Below are 23,357 nucleotides of genomic sequence, written 5' to 3'. Positions count from 1 at the left end.
CTTTCGTTCTCCCGCGTGAGTACACAGAATGGCAGAGCCATCATCTATCCCATGGGTACGAGCTGGTGGGGGCCGCTGGATTCGCGCACGATGAGTTCGGGTTGGAAAAGGATCTGCTCATGTTGATGGCCGCGAGAATGCGCTTCGGCGAGCAGGAGTTCAGCGGCGGCGCGACCGAGTTGATAGCGCGGCTGTCGGATCGAGGTCAGCGGGGTGGTGAGAACGGCGGCGAATTCGACGTCGTCATAACCGACCACCGCCATCTCGTCTGGAACTTTCACCCCACCACGGCGCAACCCGCGCATGACGCCAAGAGCGGCCAGGTCGTTGACGCAGACGATGGCCGTGACGGGATCGGCCAGCTGCAGCAGGCGTTCGAGGGCTTCCTCACCACCGTCGGCGTTGAGCGAGTTGACCGTCACCTCGACGAGTGAGCGGGCGACGGGAAGCCTGGCCGCACGCAGTGCCTTGCGTACTCCCTTGCGGCGGTCGGCGCACTGCCGGATCTTCGTCGGGCCGTTGACGAAACCGATCCTGCGGTGCCCCAGCGCGACCAGGTGGGCTGCCGCCAGCTCACCGCCCCGGACATCGTCGACCGCGACCGAGCACATCGTCTCGGCCGGACCCGGACGGTCGAGAAGCACGATGGCGGTGCCGCGCGCGCGAGGTTGGTCGAGCCAGCCGAGGTCTTCCTCCGCAGGGCTCACCAGGACGCCCTGAACGCCTTGCTCTTCGAGCAGGCGGAGGTATCGACGCTCCTTGTCGACGCGTTCGTCGGAGCTGGCGAGGATGAGGATGAAGTCGTCCTCGGCGAGCCGGTCCTCGATTCCCCGCGCGACGTCGGTGAAGAACGGGTTGGAGATGTCGAGCACGATCGCGCCGATCGTCCGACTCGTCCCTGCCCGCAGCTGGCGAGCGGAGCCGTTGCGAACGAAGCCGAGCGTGGTGATGGCAGCCTCGACCTTGGATCTGGTTTCCGGAGCCACCAGGGAGGGCTTGTTGAGCACGTTGGAGACGGTTCCCACCGAGACGCCCGCCAGTTCGGCGACATCCCTGATGCTCCGCCTGCGACCCGCCGCCCGGGCAAGGCGACCGGCTGTCTGGATGGTTGCCGCCACGGTGCACCTCCGGACAAGGACGAATGGGCTCGCGAATGAGACGGATGGGAGAGGCGGTCAGTTTCGTGGGAGAGGGCGGTCAGGATATGCCTCTTGACACCTCTCTTGCGCTGACCATAGCGTCACGGCTGACTTTTTGAAAGGTTTCACTTCCGGTATGTGATGGGCGGGTTGCGCCATGGAAGAAACCACTGAGGCTCTTCGACCCTTTGACCTCCGTACCGAACGTGTACCCGCTCCGCTCGGACTCGACGAACCGTCGCCGCTATTGGCCTGGAAGCTGGCCGGTTCCGGTCGAGGGCGTACGCAGACGGCCTACCGGATCAGGGTTGTCGCGGTCGATGACGACACTCCCGTATGGGATTCGGGCACGGTGAGTTCCGGACAGAGTCACGACATTTCCTATGGCGGACAACGGTTACGGCCACGTTCCCGATATGCCTGGTCCGTTCAGGTAACCGACGAGTCCGGCAACGTATCGGCATGGAGTGAGCCGGCTGAATTCGAGACAGCCCTTTTGTCTGCGGCCGACTGGTCCGAGAGTGTGCCGGCGGAATGGATCGGGTCGGGCGACGACATCCGCACTGCCGACAAACCGTCTCTTGATTCCCTCGGACCGCATCGAGACATCGAACGCGTCTGGCTCTCCGGTGCCGGCGACCGTGCGCACTCCCGGGCGTACTTCCGGGCTCCGGTCGACATTCCTGACGGCGCCCGCGTCACACGGGCCCGGTTGCTCGCCGACGCGGGTGCTGCGACGGTCGTGGCCTACCTCAACGGTGCGGTCATCGCTGTCGACGGAACGTCCTACCAGGCGACGGCCGCGACACGCCCGGGTCGGAACACCCTGGCGTTCGAGGTCGATGCGTCCGATGCCGCGACGGTCGGCGCACCGGACGGCGTACCGGGCGATACCTCGGGCGAGGGTACGGGCGACGGCGCGACGCCGGCGGGACTGGCCGCGACGTTCCAGGTCGAGATGGACGACCAACCCACGGTTGCGGTGGTGAGCGAGGGAACATGGCGGTCCAGCGGCACAGCCGAGGAAGGCTGGCAGGACGCGGACTTCGACGACTCCTCCTGGATGCTGGCCGAGGAGATCGGTGCCCACGGGACCGCCCCGCACGGCCGCTCACCGCTGACGCACCGCCCGAGTCCCCATCTGCGCAAGGAGTTCTCACTCGCGGCACCCGTCGCCAGGGCGCGGCTCTACGCGACCGCCCTCGGCATCTACGAGGCGCGCATCAACGGCACGAGAGTCGGCGATCATCGGCTGGCGCCTGGCTGGACCGACTACGAACGCAGGGTTCCGTACCAGACCTACGACGTCACCCCGTTGGTGACCGAGGGTGCCAACGTCGTGGCCGCGGTTCTGGCGGACGGATGGTACGCGGGAAACATCGGGTGGTTCGGGCCGTACACCTATGGACGCCAGCGGCTGTTCCGGGCCCGGCTGGAGATCGACCACGCCGACGGGACCCGGACCGTGGTCACGACCGACGACTCGTGGCGGTTGGGTGAGGGCACGATCCGGTACGCCGACCTGCAGAACGGCGAGGTCGTCGACGCGCGGGCGGACCAGCCCGGTTGGGACTCGCCCGGATTCGACGACTCCGCGTGGGCGCAAGCCCGCGTCGACAGTCCGGCGCACGGTCCCCTGGAAGCGCAGATCGCCCCACCGATGCGGATCCAGCGGGAGTTCACGCCGAAGAGCATCGAGGAACGTCGACCCGGCCGCTATGTCATCGACTTCGGCCAGAACGTCGTCGGATGGGTACGCCTGAGGGTGCGCGGCGGGCAGGGTACTCGGCTGCTGCTGCGGCACGCGGAGGTCCTCGACCATAGGGGAGAGCTCTATGTCGAGGCACTGCGCGGAGCGCGGGCGACCGACGAGTACATCCTTCGCGGCGACCCGGACGGTGAGATCTTCGAACCCCGCTTCACGGTTCACGGTTTCCGCTTCGCCGAGATCGTCGGGTATCCCGGTGAGCTGCAGGCCGCCGATGTCACCGCGCGGGTGGTCTACGCCGACATGGAACAGGCGGGCGACCTGCAGTGCTCCGACGCGCGGCTGAACCAACTGCAACGCAACATCGTGTGGGGCCAGCGGGGCAACTTCCTCACCGTGCCGACGGACTGCCCGCAGCGGGACGAACGCCTGGGCTGGACCGGCGACGCTCAGGTCTTCGCCTCGACGGCGGCGTTCAACTACGACGTACGCACGTTCTTCCGCAAGTGGCTCCGCGACCTGCGAGACGCGCAGCAGCCGGACGGAGGCGTGCCCCACGTCGCGCCCGACATCCTGACCAGGAACAACTTCGGCGGAGGCGGATGGTCCACGACCGGCGCAGCCGGGTGGGGTGATGCGATCGCCATCGTGCCGTGGGAAGTCCTTCGGGCCTACGACGATCGCCGCCTCGTCGCCGAGAGCCTCGATGCTGTCAACGCCTGGTTGCGCTACCTCGAGGAGCACAGCACCGACCTCATCCGCCCCGACGAGGGGTTCGCCGACTGGCTCGCGCCGGTGCACACGCCGAGGGACCTGGTGGCGACGGCGTTCTTCGCCTATGCGGCCAAGGTCGCGGCCGGGCTCGCCGCGGCACTCGACCGGCCCGACGACGCCGCCCGGTACGAGGGGCTGTACGCGAAGGTCCGGACCGCCTTCCGCGACCGTTACGTACGCGGTGGTGGCAAGGTCGCGTCGGGAACTCAAACGTCGTACGTACTGGCGCTGCACTTCGGTCTGCTCGAACCCGCCGAGGAGCCGGCGGCGGCCGCCCGACTGGTCGACGAGATCGCCAGCCGCAACTCGCACCTCGCCACCGGGTTCCTTGGCACGCCGTACCTTCTTCCGGTCCTTGCCCGGTTCGGCTACGAGGACGTCGCCTTCACGTTGCTCACCCAGGACACCTATCCGTCCTGGCTCTATCCCGTCGTCCACGGTGACGCGACGACCATGTGGGAACGCTGGGACTCCTGGAGCGACTCGCGCGGCTTCCAGGATCCCGGCATGACGTCGTTCAACCACTACGCCTACGGCGCGGTCGGCGAGTGGATGTACCAGACGTTGGGCGCGATCGCGCCAGGCTCTCCGGGCTACGGTCACGTGGTGGTGCGGCCGAGGCCGGGCGGTGGGGTCACGTGGGCACAGGCCAGCCTGGAGACGGTGCATGGCCGGGTTTCGACGTACTGGCGGGTCCTCGACGATGCTTTCGCCGTCGACGTGACGATCCCACCGAACGCCACCGCCGAGGTGTGGTTGCCGACCAGCGACCTCGCGACCGTCACCGAGAGCGGGCGGGCGCTCGTCGACGTGCCGGAGATCGCGTCGGCGGATGTGTCGGATGCGCCCGACGTGCCAGATGCGCCCGATGTACCAGGTCGGCAACGTGACAACGAATCCGTGATCAGGATCGGATCAGGCTCCTACGCCTTCCAGGTTCGCCTCCGCTAGGTGCGGTGCGGCCCGCTGGGGATCGACCGGGAGGACTACCCGGAATCGCGCGCCGTGGCCGGGAGCGGTGTGCAGCTCCACCCGGCCGTGGTGTGCCGCGACGATGGCCGCGGTGATGGCGAGGCCGAGGCCAGACCCGTTCTGGCCGCGCGAGCGCGCGGAGTCGCCGCGGTAGAGCCGGTCGAAGACGTACGGCGCCTCGTCCGGCGGGATGCCCGGCCCGTCGTCGTGGACCTCGAAGATCGCGACCGGTACGCCGCCCGGCAGCGCCTCTCCCGCTGCTGCCGCCGGCACCTCCACCCGCGCCGCCGCATCCGACAAGGACCCGGACGGACCGGTGCCCACGAACATCCGGATCGGTGTTCCGGCTGGTGTGTGTTGAACGGCGTTCGTCACGAGGTTGGTCACCACCTGCCGGAGCCGGTGCTCGTCACCGACGATCCGCACCGTCTCCACGGCACCGTCAAGGCGGACTTGACGGTCCGGATCACGCACCCGCACATCGTGAACGGCGTCCCTGGCGAGCACGCACAGGTCGAGCCCTGCCAGGTCGAGCGGACGTTCGCGGTCGAGCCGGGCGAGGAGCAGGAGGTCCTCGACGAGGGTGCCCATCCGGATCGCCTCGGCCTCCATCCGTCGCATCAGCTCGGCGACGTCGGTGTGCTCGGGCATACCGCCCCGGCGGTAGAGCTCGGCGAACCCACGGATGGAAGTCAGGGGAGTACGCAGCTCGTGGGACGCGTCGGCGACGAACCGGCGTAGGCGGCTCTCCGACTCCTCACGCTGCGCCAGCGCCGCGGAAAGCCGTTCCACCATGGTGTTGAGGGCGTACGCGAGGCGCCCGGTCTCGGTACGCGAATCGGCGCCCGTCACCCGGCGGTCCAGGTCGCCGGCGGCGATGGCGGTCGCGGTCTTCTCCATCCGGTTCAGGGAGGACAGGCCGACACGTACTACTGCGGCGGCCGCCACACCGAGCAGGACGAGGACGATCGCGCCGGCCGCGAGCTCGATCCGGATCAGACGTTCGACCGGGACGTCGACCACGGCCAGTGACCGGGCGACGGCGACGGCGCCGCCGGACCGGACAGGAACGGCACGCACCCGCCAGGAACCGTCCGCCGCCAGGTCGGGCACGGTGAACGGTTCGCCAGCCCGTTGTTCCACCGCCGACTGGTCGAGAACCGGCAGCGCCGGCCCGCCGGACGCACCCGGCGGCTGCCCGACGCTGGTGAGAGGACGTCCGTCAGGACGCAGGTAGGTCACCCGGTAGTCGGTCGGCAGGACACGCTGGCCGAGTCGAAACGCCGCGATCCGGCGGAGTGGGGGAAGGTCGGCCCGCCACTGCGGCGTCAGCTCGGCGAGCTGGTTGTCGACCCGGTTGGTGAGTGACTGGCGTAGGAGCGCGACGCTTGCGCCGCCCACGACGGTGAGCCCCAGGGCCGTGACGACGACGACGGCGACGACGAGGCGGAGGCGCAAACTCCACGGCCGACCCCCGGGCCGCCGTCGGGCGTTCAACGGGTGGTGGCTCCGCGCGGCATGCGCAACGTGTAGCCGACGCCCCTGATCGTGTGAATCAACGGCGGGTCGTGCACATCGATCTTGCGTCGGAGGTAACTGATATAGGACTCCACGATCCGGCTGTCGCCGCCGAACTGGTAATTCCACACCCGGTCGAGAATCTGTGACTTGCTGACCACCTTCTCGGAATTGATCAGCAGGTAACGCAGCAGGTTGAACTCGGTCGGAGAAAGCCGCACCAGTTCGCCGCTGCGGCGTACCTCATGAGCGCTTTCGTCGAGTTCGATGTCGGCATAAGTCAGCATGGTGGAGTCCTGCGGGTCAGCCATCTCGGTCGTACGACGCAAGATGGCGCGAAGCCGTAGCACCAGTTCGTCGAGACTGAACGGCTTGGTGACATAGTCGTCACCTCCGGCCGTGAGTCCGGCGATCCGGTCCTCGACAGCGTCGCGGGCGGTCAGGAACAGCACCGGAAGCCGGTCGTTGTCAGCGCGGAGCTTCCGAGCGAGATCGAACCCGTCGTAGTCGGGCAAGGTGACGTCGAGGACGACGATGTGAGGATGCACATCGACGACGCGTTCGAGGGCGGTCGACCCGCGGTCGGCGGTATGGACCTCGAATCCGGAGAACCTCAGGGCAGCCGACAGCAGCTCGAGAATGTTGGGCTCGTCGTCGACCACGAGGACTCTGGGCGAGCCGTCCTGACAGCTACCGGACACGCCGGAAGCCTTGCGCGCGTTCCTGAGAGCGAGCTGTGATTTCGCCAAGGAGCCGGAAAGAATCGCCTCAGCCGCGCGGCGACCTCGCCCAGCCGCGCGCATCGAGACCCTCGGCGACCTGCCGGAAACGCACACCGCTGACCAGATGTACGCCGTCGAACCCGCCGGACTCGCGGATCTGGTCGACCTGCTCGCAGGCCATCTCGACGCCCACGCGCTTGTCCCGGCGGAGACGTTCGATCAGAGCGTCGGGGATATCGATGTCCGGGATCGCGCCGCGGAGGCGGGTGGCCATGGCATCGCTGGCGAGGACCAGGACACCGGCGTAGACCGGCCCGTCGTAGGACTGTGCCTCCCGCCACCGCAACACCTCCGGCACCGAGAACGACACCTGCGTGAGGACGAAGTCCGCGGCGCACTTCCATCTCGGGAGCGGCCGGCCCGGTTGCGCGGCAACGCCGACCTCGAACGGCGGTATGCCGTCGAATGCGGGCTCGTCGCGGATCCGGCGTACCTCCTCGATCATCGCGCGCACGGTGAGGTCGCTCGTGCGGTTGCCCGACGTCGGCTTGTCGCCGTAGACGAAGACCATGCGCCGAACGCCGTACGCAGCCGCCGTCAGCAGGTCACGGCGGAAGCCGAGCAGGTTGCGGTCGCGGGAGTTCAGGCAGGCGATCCCCGGCACGCCGACCCGCTCGATCTCGTGCGCGACCGCGATGCTCGAAACCGTCGCCCGCCCGATGTGGTTGTCCGGTGCGAGGAATGCGTCAGCATGCCGCGACAGGACCGCTATCTGCGTACGCACATGAGCGAGGTCGGGCCGGGTCGGCGGCTCGACCTCACAGACCAGCTGGAAATGGTGTGGCGACATGACCGGCAGCTTAGCCAGGTCAGTGGACCTGTCAGCGAACTTTGTCGGCGGCCTCTGACAAGGCCGCAGGCCGCGAAAGTGTCGGGCATTGACATCGTTCCTGGCGGCGCTCTACCGTCCAGGCAAGGTTCAGCGTCCCAAATGTCCGAAAACTTTCAGACCAGCAACACCGTCCGGGGGCGGACGAGGGCACGAGCTCTGAGCACCGTCGTGGGCACAGCGGTGACCACGAACCATCGCCGGCCTGGCCGCCCATTCGTCGTTGTCGCGAAGGTGCCCGGCGAGGAGCCCGCTCATGAGCACGAAGAAGGTAGACCCCCGCGTCGAGGAAGCGGTCGACACGCTCGACCTGCCGTCGGCCACGCGTCGTCGGCTCCTCACCGGCGGCGGACTGGTCAGCGCGTCGCTCGCCGCATCGGCGCTCCTCGCGGCGTGCGGCCCGGACAACGGGAGTCAGGCCGGTGCCGCCGGAGTCGGCGACTTCCCGGCGACTCCGAAGTGGAAGTTCGTCTTCGTCAACCACGTGACGACCAACCCGTTCTTCGTTCCCACGCAGTACGGCGCAGCCGACGCGTGCGCCCTGTTGGGTTGCGACTACCAGTGGACGGGCTCGAAGACGTCCGTGGTCGGCGAGATGGTCAACGCCACCAACGCCGCCATCTCCGCGAAGGCAGACGGGATCGCGGTCTCGGTGGTCGACGTCAACGCTTTCGCCGGGCCGGTCGACAAGGCCCTCGACGCCGGTATTCCCGTGGTGTCCTACAACGCCGACGGATCAGCTGAGGACCCTGGCACCAACCGCCTGGCCTACATCGGTCAGGACCTGTTCACCTCAGGCGTACAGCTCGGGGAGCGGATCGCCGAGCTTGTGTCCGAGGGCGACGTCGTCGGGTTCATCGCGACGCCTGGGCAGCTCAACATCCAGCCTCGCATCGACGGTGCCAAGCAGGCGATCGACCAAGCGGGCAAGGGAATCACGTTCGACCAGGTGGCGAGCGGCGCCGAACTCCCGCAGGAGCTGAGCACGATCGACGCCTATGCGCAGGGTCATCCCGACCTCAAGGGAATGTTCGCCGTCGACGCCGGGTCGACCGAGGCGGTCGGCAAGGTGATGGCGAAGTACAAGCTCAAGGACAAGGGTGTAGCTGCCGGCGGGTTCGACCTCGTCCCTGGCACCCTGAACGCGATCGAGGCCGGTGACCTCGACTTCACCATCGACCAACAGCCTTACCTGCAAGGCTTCCTGCCGGTGCTCTCGCTCTATCTCTACAAACTCTCCGGTGGACTCGTCGCGCCAGCGGAGACCAACACCGGCCTGCTGTTCGTCACCAAGGACAACGTGAAGCCCTACCTCACCACCAAGACGAGGTTCGAGGGATCCGACAGCGAACAGCAACTCATCAAGCGGTCCGGCCCGATCGCGCACGGGTGAGCAGCGGTGACGCAGACATCGGCAGAACCATCCGGTACGCCTGAACCGGACGCCGCCTCCGGCCCGGCTGGGACGGGTCGACAATCGACGCCGCTGCGTTCGGTCGGCGAAGCGTTCCTGCGGTGGCGTGAGGCGAGCATCATCGCGGTCGCCGTCGTCCTCGTCGTGTACTTCCAGGCGACGACCGGGATATTCCTCACCGAGGACAATCTGGTCAACGTGTCGCAGTACGTTGCTGCGACGGCGATCATCGCGGTCGGCCAGGTGCTGCTGCTCGTCAGCGGTGAGATCGACCTCTCGGTGGGCCACGTCTACACGCTCGCGCCGTTCCTCATGCACTACGCGGTCGACTTCTACTCCATACCTGTCATCCCGGCCATCATCCTTGCGCTGTTGCTCTCCGGCTGCGTCGGCCTCGTCAACGGCCTCATCACCGTCAAGCTCCGCGTTCCGTCGTTCGTCACCACGCTGGGCATGCTGTTCATCATCAGTGGGATCACGTTGACGACGTCGCACGCCTATCCGGTGCCGATTCCGGAGGCGGCAACCGGCGTGCAGCCCTGGCTCGGTGCGGCCGGCTGGTCGGAGATCACCTGGGCGGTGCTCATCGTCGCGTTCTTCCACGTCGTACTCACCCGCACCCGTTGGGGTCTGCACACCGTGGCGGTCGGCGGCAACCTGCTCGGCGCCCGTGAAGCGGGGATCAAGGTGGGGCGGGTCAAGATCGACAACTTCATGATCTGCAGCACCCTGGGCGGGTTCGCCGGCATCATCGAGGCGTTCCGGATCGACTCGATCGACCCGACCGCCGGTGGGGAGACCATCATGTTCGCCGCGGTCGCGGCCGCCGTCATCGGCGGGACCGCGCTCGCCGGCGGATCGGGGACCATCATCGGCGCGCTGCTGGGGGCGATCGTGCTCGGCGTCCTCCGCGACGGATTCAACCTGATCGGGATCGACGCCTACACCTTCGACCTGATCATCGGAGCGGCGATCCTGATCGCGATGATCTCCAACGTCTATCTCGCCGGATTACGAAGGGCAGGGCGGACCTGATGGCCGAGGAGATCCTGCGCGTCGAGCACGTCTCGAAGCGGTTCGGGGCCATCACCGCACTGCGCGACATCAACCTCAGGCTGGCCAAGGGTGAGGTGCTCGGCATCATCGGCGACAACGGTGCCGGCAAGTCGACGCTGATCAAGATTCTCTGTGGTTTTCACCCGCCGGACACAGGGCGCATTCTCCTCGACGGCAACGAGGTCGTCCTCAAGTCGGTGGACCACGCGCGCTCGATCGGGATCGACACCGTCTATCAGGATCTCGCCCTGGTCAACGAGCTCACCGTCTACCACAACATGTTCCTCAACCGCGAGCTCGTCCGCTGGCGGTTGCTCCGAAACCGCGCCATGCGGAAGCAAGCCAAGAAGCACCTGGACGACATGGGGGTCGCCATCGCCTCGGTCGACGTGGAGGTCGCCAAACTCTCCGGCGGACAGCGGCAGGCGATCGCGGTGGCGAGGTCGGTCTATTCCGACGCCCGCATCCTGCTGCTCGACGAACCGCTGGCCGCGATGGGTGCCAAGGAAGGCGCACTGATCCTCGATCTCGTCCGGGCGCTTCGGAGCCGGGGTGACGTGGCGATCATCATCATCGCCCACAACTACGCGCAGGTCCTCGACGTCTGTGATCGGGTGAACCTCCTCGAGCACGGAACGATCTCCTTCGACAAGCCCGCGTCCGAGACCTCGGTGCAGGAACTCACCGATCTCGTGGTGGCCGAGTACCGGAACTCCAGGACGGCCACCTTCGCGGATGTGAACGACGATCAACCGTGAGCGCGGCCCGAGACCAGGGCCGGCTCGGCCCCGCTCCCGCGCCCCAGGCAGCGCCGGGTGGCCCGGCCGGCCGGGGGCCAGCGGCCGACGTTCTCACATGCCGGACGCTGCGGGGGCCGCCGTTGCCGGCGGCACCACCGCGTCCTACGGTCATCGATGACTCTGGCTTCGCACAAGGGCGTGGGTTCGCGCACGAGTCTCAACGTTGGTACGGCATCCCGGGCCGATCGCTCCGGAGCCGAGTTAGCTCACCAGGGAGGACGTGACGTCCGTGACCACTGCCACAGCTCCGGAGGCCGGCGGAAAGCGCCGTGCACTGGTCGTACGGGGAGGCTGGGACGGCCATGTCCCGGTCGAGTCCACCGACCGCTTCATTCCGTACCTTGAAAAAAACCACTTTGACGTTGAGATCTCAGACACCCTCGACTCCTATCTCGACGCCGACCTGCTCGAGTCGGCCGACCTCATCCTGCAGATCTGGACGATGGGCGAGATCACGAAGGAGCAGCGCGAAGGGCTCGACAAGGCGATCCGGTCCGGCACCGGCTTTGCCGGGTGGCACGGCGGCATCGCCGACGCGTTCCGCGCGGACCTCGAATACAACTTCATCGTCGGCGGGCAGTTCATCTGCCACCCGCACGGCTTCGTCGACTACGACGTCGAGGTCGTGCCCGAGAAGGCCGACCACCCGATCGTCCAGGGCATCGACCGGTTCTCGGTGCACACGGAGCAGTACTACATCCATGCCGACCCCAGCAACAACGTGCTGGCGACAACGACGTTCCCGGCCCATGACAACTACCCCTGGATCGAGGGCGTCACGATGCCGGCGATCTGGACCCGCACGTGGGGCCAGGGCCGGGTCTTCGTGTGTACGGTCGGTCACAAGCTGGACGACCTCGACACCCCCGAGGTCCGCACGATCATCGAGAGAGGACTGCTATGGGCGAGCCGCTGAAGGTGGGCGTCGTCGGGACCGGAACGATCAGCAGGACGTACTTCGAACACCTGGGCAAGCTGCCCGGCACCGAGGTCGTGGCCGCGGCCGACCTCGACCTTGCCCGTGCGAAGGCGACCGGGGAGAAGTACGGCGTTCGTGCGATGTCCCCTGACGAGCTCTACGACGACGCCGAGGTCGAGGCGGTCCTCAACCTCACCATCCCCGCCGCCCACGCGTCGGTCACGCTCGCGGCGATCGGGGCCGGCAAGCACGTCTACGGCGAGAAGCCGCTCGCTGTGACCCGGCAGGAGGCCCGGCCGCTGCTCGGGGCCGCCGAGAAGGCGGGCCTGAGGATCGGCTGCGCCCCCGACACCGTGCTGGGCACCGGCACCCAGACGGCACGGGTCCTGCTCGACCGGGGCGACGTCGGCGTACCGGCCGCCGCGTCGGCCTTCTTCGTGAGCCCTGGACCCGAGCCGTGGCACCCCGACCCGGAGTTCTACTACAAGCCCGGTGGCGGCCCCCTGCTCGACATGGGTCCGTACTACCTCAGTGCCCTGGTGACGCTGCTCGGCCCGGTACGCCGGGTCAACGGTCGGGTCAGCCGGGCCAAGCAGGAGCGCACCGTGGGGAGCGGACCGAAGGAGGGCACGTCCTTCGGGGTCGACGTCGACACGCACGTGACCGGGGTCATCGAGCACGAGTCCGGTGTCCTCACGACTGTCGTCACAAGCTTCGACGTCTGGGGTGCCAAGCTGCCGCGGATCGAGATCTACGGAAGCGAGGGGACGTTGTCGGTGCCCGACCCCAACACCTTCGGCGGCGACGTCGAGGTGCGCGCGGCGGGCGGCCGGGACTGGACCGTCGCACCAGTGGCCGGCGGTTACGCGGAGTCCGGACGTGGCTACGGCCTGGCCGACATGGCCCGTGCCATCCAGCAGGGCGGCGCCCATCGCGCGAGTGGTGAGCTGGCGTTCCACGTGCTGGACATCATGGAGGCGCTGCTCGAGTCCGGCGCCCAGGGCGGGACACCGGTCGACGTGGAGAGCACGGTCGCCCGGCCCGCGGCGGTGCCGCTCGACGCAACTCCTGACCTGGCCTGAGCTTGGCGGTGTGACCTGGGCCGCCTCGGTGCGTACGTTCGTGGGATCGATCCCACGGAGGGCGCACCGAGGCGGCCCGAAACGTTGGTGAAACGAGGGGGTAGTAGTGCCCCGAGGGGCGGGTTCCCGGCTGGCTGACGCGTCGCCTGTGTGTCACGCCGATGGCATCTTCCGGCGTTGAGGTGCCCAATTTCTATACGCAGAGTGGTTGAGGATTACTATCCGCTATTGGCTTGCGGGTGTTGGCTGCGTTCGATACAGATCCGATTGCGAACGGTGCGCGGCCGACCGTTGACTAGGCGGTGTTAATCCCCGTACCTTAGGTGCACATTGAAACGACTCAGGCCGCTTCTTTTTACACGGGGTTAACGCGAAGGGTTACGGGGTCAACGCGAAGGCGGATGGGCATGTCAGATCTCAGCCATGGCGTAGTGAGGGCACTCCGACCGGCCGGCGTCGCAGAACCGATGTACAGCACGCCAGCCCCCAACATAACAAGTCACAGTGCGGTCAACCATGTCACCACCACGAGTGACCTGCGGCGCCGCGTGACTGACGACGAAATCAGGCTCCTGGCTCTGCTGGCCGATGGGCTTCCCGTGGAAGCTATTGCGCGTCGGTTAGCGCTTTCCGATCGTACGGTGCGTCGGCGTTCCCGAGCACTGTGTGACCGGTTGGGTGCTCGGGCACCTATTCAGGTCGTCGCATGGGCAGCAAGGAACGGGTTGATCTGATCCGATCCTGCTGAGTGCTCGATGCTCGGCACGCCGGTGCTCAACGGTGCGCGCCGGCCCACCAACTCTTCTTCGGTGTTGAACGGGAACATTGCGGTTCCCGTTCAACACCGGGTATTTCTGAGCGCATTTCTTTGCGCTTTTCCGGCCGCCGGCCGGAATTCTTTTGTCGCCGCCAGGTGTCGCCGCCGCGGCTATTATCCATGATCACGTGTCGCGCATGAGCGTGACGAGTGCGGCGTGGGTGGCGATCGACTCCGCCGGCCTGGGCCAGCCCTTTCGATCGCATCCTTGCCAGGTTGGTATCGCGTCCGGATTCGGCCAAGGAGGCGGCCGAAGCCGGCTCGGTTACCGGTGTCGGCATGCCGCCTGGGAGGCTTGGGTCCATGGGACAAGACACTGAAGGTGCCGGCCACGAGCTCCGCTGGGGAATTCTCGGACCTGGGAACATCGCCCAGCGTTTCGCAGCAGATCTTCCGGCGTCGAAGACCGGCGTTCTCGTCGCGGTCGGCGGTCGCAATGCCGACAAGGCACAGGCGTTCGCGGCCAAGCATGGCGCAGACCGGGCATATGGAAGTTTCGATGAACTGTTGGCCGACGATGGTGTCGATGCCGTTTACATCTCAACCCCGCACCCACTCCACGCCGAGTGGGCGATCAAGACCGCGGAAGCGGGCAAGCATGTGTTGTGTGAGAAGCCACTGACGGTCAACCGCGCCGAGACGATGGCGGTGATCGAGGCGGCACGCGCGAACGACGTCTTCTTGATGGAGGCGTTCATGTATCGCTGCGTTCCGCAGACGCAGCGGCTTGTGCAGCTCCTGCGTGACGGCGCGATCGGTGACGTTCTCCAGATCGAGGCCTCATTCGCCTTTCGTTCGTCTCCGTCGCCTGGCAGCCGGCTGTGGGAGGCCGAGCTGGCCGGCGGTGGAATCCTCGATGTGGGTGGATATCCGGTCTCCATGGCGCGGCTTCTCGCGGGCGCCGCGGCGGGCAGGTCGTTCGCCGATCCGGAGTCCGTCACCGCGGGCGGTGTGGTCGGTGAGACCGGCGTGGACGAGTGGGCCACCGCGACCCTGCAGTTCTCAGGAGGCATTTCCGCGCACGTCACCACGGGCATCCGGCAAGGGGCGGACAACGTTGTCCGGGTCATCGGCAGCGCTGGCTATCTCCTCGTTCCGAATCCCTGGTTGCCGGGGCGCGACGGCAGCAGTTCGGGCATCTCGGTCTACCGGTTGGGGGCGGACGTCGAAGAGATCGAGGTCGAGCCGACTCCGTTGTACGCAGCGGAGGCGGACACCGTGGCCGCTCACGTCGCCGACCGGCAGGCACCGGCCATGAGCTGGGACGACTCGCTCGGACAGGCGGCGACGCTGGACAAGTGGCGACAGGAGATCGGACTCACCTACCCCGGTGAGCGCCTCGATGCCTCGATCCCCACGGTGCACCGGCGTCCACTCGCCAGGCGGAGCGACCACGTCATGCGCTACGCGGAGATCCCGGGTGTGGGCAAGCCCGCCTCCCGGCTGGTGATGGGCGTCGACAACCAGACCAACCTGCCGCACGCGACGGTGATGTTCGACGACTTCGTTGAGCGCGGCGGTACGACGTTCGACACGGCGTACATCTACGGCGGTGGGATGTGCGAACGCGTGCTGGGGCAGTGGATCCGCAACCGCGGTGTCCGTTCCGACGTGGTGGTGATCGGCAAGGGTGCCCACACGCCGCACTGTGATCCGGAGTCGATCACCCGGCAGCTGCACGAGAGTCTCGAGCGGTTGCAGACCGACTACCTCGACATCTATTTCATGCACCGCGACAATCCGGAGTACCCCGTCAAGGAATTCGTCGACGTGATGGACGAACACCTGCGGGCCGGGCGGATCAAGGCGTACGGCGGGTCGAACTGGAGCACGGCAAGGGTCGCCGAAGCGAACGCGTACGCGGAGTCGGCTGGGAAGGCCCCCTTTGTCGCGATGAGCAACAACTTCTCGCTGGCGCGGGCAATCGACGTGCCGTGGGCGGGATGCGTGTCGGCCTCCGACGACGAGTCTCGGCAGTGGCTGGAGAAGAACCAGTTGGCCCTGATGCCCTGGTCGAGCCAGGCGCAGGGATTCTTCACCGGGCGGGCGGATCCTGCGGACCGGTCCAATCCCGACCTGGTGCGCTGCTGGTACAGCGACGACAACTTCGAACGCCTGGCACGGGCGCGCGAACTGGCCGACCGACGCAATGTCGCGCCGACGGCCATCGCGTTGGCATACGTTCTGCACCAGGAGTTCCCGACGTTCCCGTTGATCGGGCCGCGGGCGCTCGCGGAGACCCGCAGTTCCTTCGACGCACTCCGGGTGGAGCTGACGCCGGACGAGGTGCGGTGGCTGGACCTCCGGGACTGACCTCCGCCGAGCTGGATGAGGAGCCCTTTCGCGCGAACTTCGGCGTGAAGGGGCTCCTCAGTCAGCCGACGACGCTGATCCGGTAGCTGATCCGATCAGCGGGCTCGTCGAGATCGAGGCGGACGAGTCCGCAGAGGCCGCGCCGGTTCTCGAATCCGAACGGAAGATGGATCATCGCCTCGATCTGGGCATCGACCGTCACCGCGACCGTCTCATCGCCGTAGGTCAGGTGGATGCCGTCGGAGCGCTGTTCGACCGTGGTGTGGACACCGGTGCCGGGATCGCGCAGGTAGGGAACGAGAAGTGTCCGGTGATCGATGGTGCCCGGCGTCGCCTCGACGACCGAGACACCGCCGGGGGCCGCGAGCACGGTGAGCTCGTAGGCGAACGCGGGTTGGTCTTCCGCCTCCGGTGCCGTGGCGCGCAACCGGACGCCGCGGGTGGTCGGACCGGGCGCCAGCGAGGCGAGTGGCTCGTCGAGGGTTAACGTCCGTTGGGCCATGATGTCGAGGCCGGTACGCCCGGGTGTCGGGCGTCGAGCCATGCCCAGGTTGACGAAGGTCCCCGTCTCCGGATGCTTGACGCTGGAGGCGAACTGCAGGAAACGGCCCGGTCCGACGGTGAGGTCGGTGATGCCGTACCCGTCGTAGGCCGGTCCGGGATCGGCGTTGACCGCCACACTGTACGGACCGGAGTGGGCGACGCCTCGGTAGGTCGGCGTGTGTTCGACGCGGACGGCGGGCGGACGATCGGCGGTGACAGGAGCGGTGTCGGTGAACCCGTGCAGCAGCGCGGCGGCGAGGAATGCCAAGGCCAGGTTGCCGTAGTGGGCGTCGGCGGTGTAGCCCTCGTAGCCGATCCGGTAGCCGGCTGGAAGAAGGTTCTCGACCGGGCTGAACGGGCCGTCAGCGCGCTGCCAACGCCGCATTGACGCGAACGCGCGACGGGCGCCGTCGGCGGCGGCTACAGTGCGCGCCGTGTTGCTGGTCAGTGCGGGATCGCTTGTGTTGCTGGTGTTCGCCGGCTGGCCGCCGACGTCGGGGCCGAGGCCGGAGAAGTAGCGTTCGGCGAGGGTGAAGAAGGCGATCTGGGCACCGACCGTCCAGGTCTGGCCCGCGCTCCGGTGCGCGGATGCCAGGGACCCGTCGGACATCTGGACCGCCAGGCTGCGATCGAGCCCTGTGACCATGAGCCGTTCCAGGTCCCCGCGAAAGCGACCGTCGTAGCCCTCCGCCAGCAGATCCGCAACGTGGTAGCGCGTGAACAGGTCGTAGGAGTTGGGCTTGCCCGGCTCGAAGTAGAACCCGTCCTCCGGACGGAGCAGGTCGTCGAGGAAGACACCGAGCCAGGTGTCGACATCGCTGATCGTGTACGGAGAAAGGTCTTCGCGGATCCGGATCCACTCTCCGGACAACCACACCGACGCCCAGTTCGACGGCGGGCGACTGCGGAAGGACGCCTCGATGTCGACGGCCTTGATGCGCTCGGCAAACTCGGCGGTCCGGTCCGCACCAGCCGCCGCGAGGATGCGGTAGGTCTTGAGAATCGGTGGCCAGGTGAAGTCGCGGTGGTTGGATCGGCGGACGGCTCCCGTGGCACGGGAGAAGCCGGCCGCCGAAGGTGTCAAGGACGGGTTGCCGGTGTGCGTGAGTGCCGCGTCGAGACCGCGAACGGCGTGGTCGAGGTGGAACTCCCGGCGTTCGGTCGGGCCGAGGACGGACAGGGCGGCGTGAGAGAACATGTGGTACGCCGTGCCGTACTGCGTCGGCTCGTCGAACACCGGGTCGTGCAGCTCTCCGGAGCCTTGCAGGTAAGGAAGATAGCTCTCGACACCGGTCGCCAACAGGTCAAGCGGACGCACGTTCATGACGGTGATGACTCCCACCTGCTCCGTGGTTCCAGCCCTGGTCGTCTCGTTGCTGCGCTGGCGGTTGCTGTGCTGGTTGTTGCTGTGCCGATTGTTCCTGCCGTGGGTCCGCGCCGGTGCCGTGCCCGGTTGCTCAGCCGTCGACCTTCTCGATCGCCGCTGTGCGCGTCTGTGCTGCCCGGATGCGTTCGAGGTCGAACTTCTCCCGACGGTCGAACAGATAGACGCCGTTCTGCTCCTGGTAGACATCGGTCAGCTGGGTGTAGCAGTAGCCGAACATGTTCGGGTCGTCCAGGAGCACGGCGACCAACCCCTCGAAACGGGAGTAGAACTCCTCCAGAGTCCGTGGCCGTTCGCCGTATCCCCAGGAGTCCTCGTCCGGCCCCGCGTCGGGGTTCCACCAGATTCCGCCGAACTCGCTGCAGAAATAGGGTTGTCCGGCGTACGAGATCGACCATGGCCGGTCGGCGCCACCGGCATTGGTGTAGGGCTGGTCCTCCGCCAGACCTGCCATGGCCTTGCCGAACTTCGCCGGATCCTGTTCGTAGTTGTGGGAGTCGTAGACATCGGTCTCGCGGACGCGGTGGGAGTAGCCGGAGGCGTCCAGGACCGGCCGGGACTGGTCTGCGCCCTTGGTGGCAAGGAACATCCCGCGTGTGACGTCGTCCAGCACCGTCACCTTGTCGTGCAACCACTGCCGGGTTTCGTTGAGCGGGCACCAGCCGACGATCGACGGGTGAGAGTAGTCACGCTCGACGGCCTCGAGCCACTGGGTGATGTAGGTGGCACCGGGTTGTTGGTTGTCGCCTTCTCTGCCGGCGTTGGCGCCCCAGTCGCCGAACTCTCCCCAGCAGAGGTACCCGAGCCGGTCGGCGTGGTAGAGGAAGCGTTCCTCGAAGACCTTCTGGTGAAGGCGTGCGCCGTTGAAGCCGGCGGCTTTGGACAGTTCGATGTCGGCGACCAGCGCGGCGTCGCTCGGCGCGGTGAGGATGCCGTCCGGGTAGTAGCCCTGGTCGAGAACCAGTCGCTGGAACACCGGATGGCCGTTGAGCAGGATCGCCTTGCCGTCAATGGTCACCGAGCGAAGGCCGGCGTAGGTCGCCGCGGCGTCGACGATGGTGTCGTCCTCGTCGACGAGTTCGAGGGCGATGTCGTAGAGGAACGGGTCGTCGAGTGACCATGTCCGCTGCCGGGACTCCGGAATTCGCAGAGTCAGGCGTACGCCGAAGTCGAGGTCGGCACGGATGCGCTCGGTGGTGATCTCACCCGTGTCGTCTGACAAGCGGGCCTTGACGGCGAGGCCGCGACGGGATCCGCCGGTGACCGGGACGTCGAGATGGAACGCCCCGCCGGCGAGGTCGGGAGTGATCCGAGGGCGGCCGAGGTGGGACTGTGGAACCGGTTCCAGCCAGACCGTCTGCCAGATGCCGGTGGTCCGGGTGTAGAGGCAGCTGTAGTTGCCGTAGCGGTCGGACTGTTTGCCGCGCGGGAGCGGCCCGTCCTTGGGGTCGCGGGCCCGAACGACGAGGGTGATCTCCTGCCCTGCGACCTGGCCGAGATCGGCTGTGAACGGAGTCCAGCCGCCCCGATGGCGGGCCACCTCGACGCCGTCCGCCCAGACGGTCGTGTCGTAGTCGACGGCCTGGAAGTGCAGGAGGACCGTGCGGCCGGCCCAGCTGTCGGGGACCTGGATCGTCCGGCGGTACCAGACGGCGTGGAGGAAGTCGACGTCACCGATTCCCGACAGCTCGGACTCCGGGCAGAACGGCACGGTGATCTCGGACGCGAGATCCCGCTCCGCGAGCCCGCGTTCGAGCCCGGTGTCGCCCCGGTCGATCTCGAACTGCCAAGGTCCGTTGAGGTTCAGCCAGTCCGGGCGTACGAACTGTGGACGGGGGTACTCGGGACGGGGGCAGTCGCCGGAGTGCGACGGTTGGGCGGCGTCGTCCGTGGTGGCCCGCGGGGCTTCGTCTGGCACGGCAGCTCCTCAAGGTGCGGGAGGCAAGCTCCTACATCGATGTAAAAGCCGATCCTCTCAGACCGCCACAAGTGGTTCTAACCCCGGATTCACCTCAACGGTGCCTACTGTCCGGGGATGGACGCGCCCCGGCGAAGGCCGAGCTCTCATGATCATGAAAGAAGATCGGGCGATAGGCCCCAAAAACCTACCTGATCACGATCATGATCACCGGGCGTCGGCGGGAAGACGGGGGCGGGGCTGGGGACGGGGCTGGGGCTGGGGGCTGGGGCTCGAGGGTCAGTTGGGGACGGGTTCGACGGTGCGGGCATGGCGGGCGCGTTCGGCGGCGAAGACCGCGAGGTGAGTCTCGAGCGACTCGAGTGCGCCGGAGCTGATGAACGACGAGTCACCCGTGGCGAGCGCCTGCGTGAAGGCCTCCATCAGACCCGCGTCGCCGCCGCCGTGTCCCGACCCCGCGTCGGAGCCCAGCGACTCGACCGACAGTTCCTCGGTCTCGTCGGTCAGGAAGTCGAACACCCGGATCTTCTCGCCGTCACCGTCGATGCTGCCCCGCGTACCGAAGATCTGCGTACGTCGATGTCCCGGTGCACTGAACCCGGTCATGGTGAAGGTTCCCGTGACTCCGCCGGCAAACTCGAGCGCCACCACCTGGTGGTCCACGACGTCGTTGTCGCAGGCGTAGACACAACGTCCGTAGGGGCCGTCGCGAAGAGCCTGGGTAACGCCCGCTTCGGTCAGGTCGCTGGTGACGACGAGGATCGGCCAGCCGGTGTGGCCACGCTCGATCATGCCGAGATAGATCCGCTTCGCCGAGTAGGCGCAGGCGGACTCGACCGCGCAGTCGAGGCACCGGTCGGCCGCGCCGACGGGCCGATGCTCCGGCGTGAAGTGCGAGAGTGTCCCGAAACTCGACACCCGTTCGATCGGCCGTCCGATGACGTGGCGCAGCCAGTCGATGTCGTGGCATGACTTCGCCAGCAGCATCGAGGACGACTGGTCCTCCCGGCGCCAGTTCCCACGGACGTAGGAATGGGCCTGATGCCAGTAGCCCACCGGTTCGAGGTGCTGGACGCTGGTGATGGCACCGATACGGCCGGAATCCACCACCTGCTTGAGAAGTCTGGTGTACGGCGTGTAGCGCAGGACGTGGCAGACCCCGAACTCCACCCCGGCGGAGCGCACGGCCTGGACGAGGGTGCGACAGCCCTCCTCGTCAGGGGCCATCGGCTTCTCCACGAGCAGGTGGTAGCCCTGGTTGGCGAGGGCGACGGCGGGTTCGACGTGCTCGGCGTCCTGGGTCGCGACGATGGCGGCATCGGCCATCTTGTCGGCGGCGATGAGGTCCTGCCAGGACGAGTACGTGTGCTCCGGCGGGATACCGTGGCGTTCTGCGAGCGCCGCGCGGTGGTGGTCGCGTGGTTCGGCGACGGCGACGACACGGGCCCGGTCGGGATGAGCGGCCGCCCAGTTGGCATACACCGAGCCGCGGTTGCCAGCGCCGAGAATGGCGAAGGTGACCGGGCGTCCGATCGGGATGCGTGGTTGTACGTTCACCAGCTGCTCCAACCTTGTGCCGACCCGGCCGTGTCCACACCTGGTCGCGCGGGATTCGTCGACGTCAGGACACGATGGTGCCAGGTGGGTGGCGCCGAACCGGAGGGTACGCCGGCACTGTCGCACCCCCGCCCGGCGCTGCCGGATCTGGTCTGTCCTCTCCGGGACCCTGCTGTTGACCCTCCCAGTGGCGCTCCCTACCATTCGTGAAACGATTCAGACCGTGCGGTTGGGCAGTGCTGGGAGGGGTGGGCAGCCGCCCGTCGACCTGGAAGAGGGGAGCAGGCTCGTGCAGCGCGTGTGTTTCCTTCTGCGAGTCAAGCGCGACCGACTCGACGAGTACCGCGAGCGGCATCGGCATGTCTGGCCCGAGATGCAGGACGCCCTGCGCGAGACCGGGTGGCGCAACTACTCGCTCTTCCTCACCGATGACGGCCTCCTGGTCGGATATCTGGAGACCGAGGACTTCGAGGCGGCCCGTGCGGGTATGGCGGAGCGCGACGTGAACCGTCGCTGGCAGGCGGAAATGGCCGAGTTCTTCGAGGACCTTGATTCGGGAAGCGCCGACACGGACATGCGCTCGCTCGACGAGGTCTTCCACCTCGACTGAGCTTCTGACGGACGGTGTTTCTCCTAAGAGAGGCGAGGCAATGACGACGAACGCCAGTGTCATGGTCGACAGTGTCAAGGCCGCTCTGCGTGCCCAACACATCGAGACACCGTCGTGGGCCTACGGGAACTCGGGGACGCGGTTCAAGGTGTTCGCTCAGGAGGGCGTGCCGCGAAACGCCTACGAAAAGGTCGATGACGCCGCTCTCGTGCACACCCTGACCGGTGTCGCTCCCAGTGTCGCCCTGCACATCCCGTGGGACCGGGTGGATGACTACGCCGATCTCGCCAAGCACGCCAAAGATATGGGAATCGCGCTGGGGGCGATCAACCCGAACGTCTTCCAGGAGGACGACTACAAGCTCGGCAGCGTGTGCCACCCCGATCCGGCCGTACGTAGGAAGGCCGTCGACCACCTGCTGGAGTGCGTCGACATCATGGACGCGACGGGATCGTCCATCCTCAGCCTGTGGTTCGCCGACGGGCTCAACTATCCCGGCCAGGACTCTCTCCGTGCGCGTCAAGATCGCCTTGCGCAGGCATTGGGCTCGGCTTATGACCGGCTCGGCGACAGTCAGCGGATGCTGGTGGAGTACAAGTTCTTCGAGCCGGCGTTCTATGCGACGGACCTTCCCGACTGGGGAACGTCATATGCCCACTGCGTCACCCTCGGCGACAAGGCGCAGGTGTTGGTGGACACCGGGCACCACGCACCGGGCACCAACATCGAGTTCATCGTGGCGTTCCTGCTCCGCCAGGGCAAGCTCGGCGGGTTCCACTTCAACTCGAGGTTCTACGCCGACGACGACCTCATGGTCGGGGCGGCGGATCCGTTCCAACTGTTCCGCATCATGCACGAGATCGTTCAGGCGGGTGCGCTGGACGCGTCCGCCAACGTCGCCTTCATGCTCGACCAGTGCCACAACCTCGAGCCCAAGGTCCCGGCGATGATCCGTTCGGTGATGAACGTCCAGGAAGCGACCGCCAAGGCGCTGCTGGTGGACTCCGCCGCGCTGGCCGAAGCCCAGGCGAACGGCGACGTGCTCGGTGCCAACGCGGTCGTCATGGACGCTTACAACACCGATGTGCGACCGCTCCTGCGTGAGGTACGTGAGGAGATGGGCATCGACCCGGACCCGATCGCGGCCTACCGCGGGTCCGGGCACGCCGAACGCGTCAAGATCGAACGCAAGGACGGCCAGGCGGCCGGCTGGGGTGCCTGA

The 23,357-nt window shown here is 67.1% G+C and carries 17 protein-coding genes; 10 read left to right on the top strand and 7 right to left on the bottom strand.

Going from position 1 to position 23,357, the window contains the following annotated elements; genetic code table 11:
* Positions 1-44 precede the first annotated feature (44 nt).
* On the bottom strand, positions 45-1,118 hold the full coding sequence (locus tag ABNF93_RS19915; RefSeq protein ID WP_349329607.1) for a LacI family DNA-binding transcriptional regulator: 1,074 nt from the start codon (positions 1,116-1,118) through the stop codon (positions 45-47).
* Between the two features lie 178 nt (positions 1,119-1,296).
* Between ABNF93_RS19915 and ABNF93_RS19910 the strand changes: the two genes are divergently transcribed.
* Positions 1,297-4,572 (top strand): family 78 glycoside hydrolase catalytic domain, encoded by a 3,276-nt coding sequence (locus ABNF93_RS19910; protein WP_349329606.1) that lies wholly within the window; start codon positions 1,297-1,299, stop codon positions 4,570-4,572.
* Here the strand turns inward: ABNF93_RS19910 and ABNF93_RS19905 are convergent.
* The 3 genes from ABNF93_RS19905 to ABNF93_RS19895 form a co-directional block, all read right to left on the bottom strand.
* Entirely contained in the window at positions 4,537-6,090 is a 1,554-nt protein-coding gene (locus ABNF93_RS19905) for a sensor histidine kinase (RefSeq protein WP_349329604.1), read from the bottom strand. The two genes, ABNF93_RS19910 and ABNF93_RS19905, sit on opposite strands and share 36 nt — an antisense overlap.
* Positions 6,087-6,812, bottom strand: a complete 726-nt coding sequence (locus ABNF93_RS19900) for a response regulator transcription factor (protein WP_349329603.1) — start codon at positions 6,810-6,812, stop codon at positions 6,087-6,089. Before ABNF93_RS19900 ends, ABNF93_RS19905 begins: the two co-directional genes overlap by 4 nt.
* 67 nt (positions 6,813-6,879) lie before the next feature.
* Positions 6,880-7,683 carry a methylenetetrahydrofolate reductase gene (locus ABNF93_RS19895; RefSeq protein ID WP_349329601.1) on the bottom strand — a complete coding sequence of 268 codons (804 nt, stop codon included), beginning with the start codon at positions 7,681-7,683 and terminating at the stop codon, positions 6,880-6,882.
* Between the two features lie 295 nt (positions 7,684-7,978).
* Here ABNF93_RS19895 and ABNF93_RS19890 point away from each other — a divergent pair, with 295 nt between their 5' ends.
* From ABNF93_RS19890 to ABNF93_RS19860, 7 genes are all read left to right on the top strand, one after another.
* Positions 7,979-9,115: a sugar ABC transporter substrate-binding protein gene (locus ABNF93_RS19890; protein WP_349329599.1), complete on the top strand. Its 1,137-nt coding sequence runs from the start codon at positions 7,979-7,981 to the stop codon at positions 9,113-9,115.
* Between the two features lie 6 nt (positions 9,116-9,121).
* Positions 9,122-10,171 carry an ABC transporter permease gene (locus ABNF93_RS19885; protein ID WP_349329598.1) on the top strand — a complete coding sequence of 350 codons (1,050 nt, stop codon included), beginning with the start codon at positions 9,122-9,124 and terminating at the stop codon, positions 10,169-10,171.
* Positions 10,171-10,950 carry an ATP-binding cassette domain-containing protein gene (locus ABNF93_RS19880; RefSeq protein ID WP_349329597.1) on the top strand — a complete coding sequence of 260 codons (780 nt, stop codon included), beginning with the start codon at positions 10,171-10,173 and terminating at the stop codon, positions 10,948-10,950. The genes ABNF93_RS19885 and ABNF93_RS19880 overlap by 1 nt, the downstream gene beginning before the upstream one ends.
* Before the next feature lie 271 nt (positions 10,951-11,221).
* Positions 11,222-11,908, top strand: coding sequence for a ThuA domain-containing protein (locus ABNF93_RS19875; protein WP_349329596.1), 687 nt, complete (start codon positions 11,222-11,224; stop codon positions 11,906-11,908).
* The gene (locus ABNF93_RS19870) at positions 11,893-12,993 is read left to right on the top strand and encodes a Gfo/Idh/MocA family protein (protein WP_349329595.1); all 1,101 of its coding nucleotides are present in this window, start codon (positions 11,893-11,895) and stop codon (positions 12,991-12,993) included. The genes ABNF93_RS19875 and ABNF93_RS19870 overlap by 16 nt, the downstream gene beginning before the upstream one ends.
* A gap of 401 nt (positions 12,994-13,394) precedes the next feature.
* Positions 13,395-13,727 carry a LuxR C-terminal-related transcriptional regulator gene (locus ABNF93_RS19865; protein ID WP_349329594.1) on the top strand — a complete coding sequence of 111 codons (333 nt, stop codon included), beginning with the start codon at positions 13,395-13,397 and terminating at the stop codon, positions 13,725-13,727.
* A gap of 386 nt (positions 13,728-14,113) precedes the next feature.
* Positions 14,114-16,123 carry an aldo/keto reductase gene (locus tag ABNF93_RS19860; protein ID WP_349329593.1) on the top strand — a complete coding sequence of 670 codons (2,010 nt, stop codon included), beginning with the start codon at positions 14,114-14,116 and terminating at the stop codon, positions 16,121-16,123.
* Between the two features lie 61 nt (positions 16,124-16,184).
* On the opposite strand, the gene ABNF93_RS19855 is transcribed toward ABNF93_RS19860, so the two are convergent.
* The 3 genes from ABNF93_RS19855 to ABNF93_RS19845 all read right to left on the bottom strand — a co-directional run bounded on the left by ABNF93_RS19855 (position 16,185) and on the right by ABNF93_RS19845 (position 21,525).
* Positions 16,185-17,990 (bottom strand): hypothetical protein, encoded by a 1,806-nt coding sequence (locus ABNF93_RS19855; RefSeq protein ID WP_349329592.1) that lies wholly within the window; start codon positions 17,988-17,990, stop codon positions 16,185-16,187.
* Positions 17,991-18,123: 133 nt separating this feature from the next.
* Positions 18,124-19,968: a glycoside hydrolase family 2 protein gene (locus tag ABNF93_RS19850; protein WP_349329591.1), complete on the bottom strand. Its 1,845-nt coding sequence runs from the start codon at positions 19,966-19,968 to the stop codon at positions 18,124-18,126.
* A gap of 279 nt (positions 19,969-20,247) precedes the next feature.
* Entirely contained in the window at positions 20,248-21,525 is a 1,278-nt protein-coding gene (locus tag ABNF93_RS19845) for a Gfo/Idh/MocA family protein (protein WP_349329590.1), read from the bottom strand.
* Between the two features lie 289 nt (positions 21,526-21,814).
* Here ABNF93_RS19845 and ABNF93_RS19840 point away from each other — a divergent pair, with 289 nt between their 5' ends.
* Both ABNF93_RS19840 and rhaI read left to right on the top strand, forming a co-directional pair.
* On the top strand, positions 21,815-22,135 hold the full coding sequence (locus ABNF93_RS19840) for an L-rhamnose mutarotase (RefSeq protein WP_349329589.1): 321 nt from the start codon (positions 21,815-21,817) through the stop codon (positions 22,133-22,135).
* 40 nt (positions 22,136-22,175) lie between these two features.
* Positions 22,176-23,357 carry an L-rhamnose isomerase gene (gene rhaI, locus ABNF93_RS19835; protein WP_349329588.1) on the top strand — a complete coding sequence of 394 codons (1,182 nt, stop codon included), beginning with the start codon at positions 22,176-22,178 and terminating at the stop codon, positions 23,355-23,357.

The sequence above is a fragment of the Actinopolymorpha sp. B9G3 genome (assembly GCF_040120725.1).
In the GTDB taxonomy this organism is placed as follows: Bacteria; Actinomycetota; Actinomycetes; order Propionibacteriales; family Actinopolymorphaceae; genus Thermasporomyces.
Note: the sequence above shows the minus strand (reverse complement) of the source record. Positions and strands in the feature narration are given on the sequence as shown.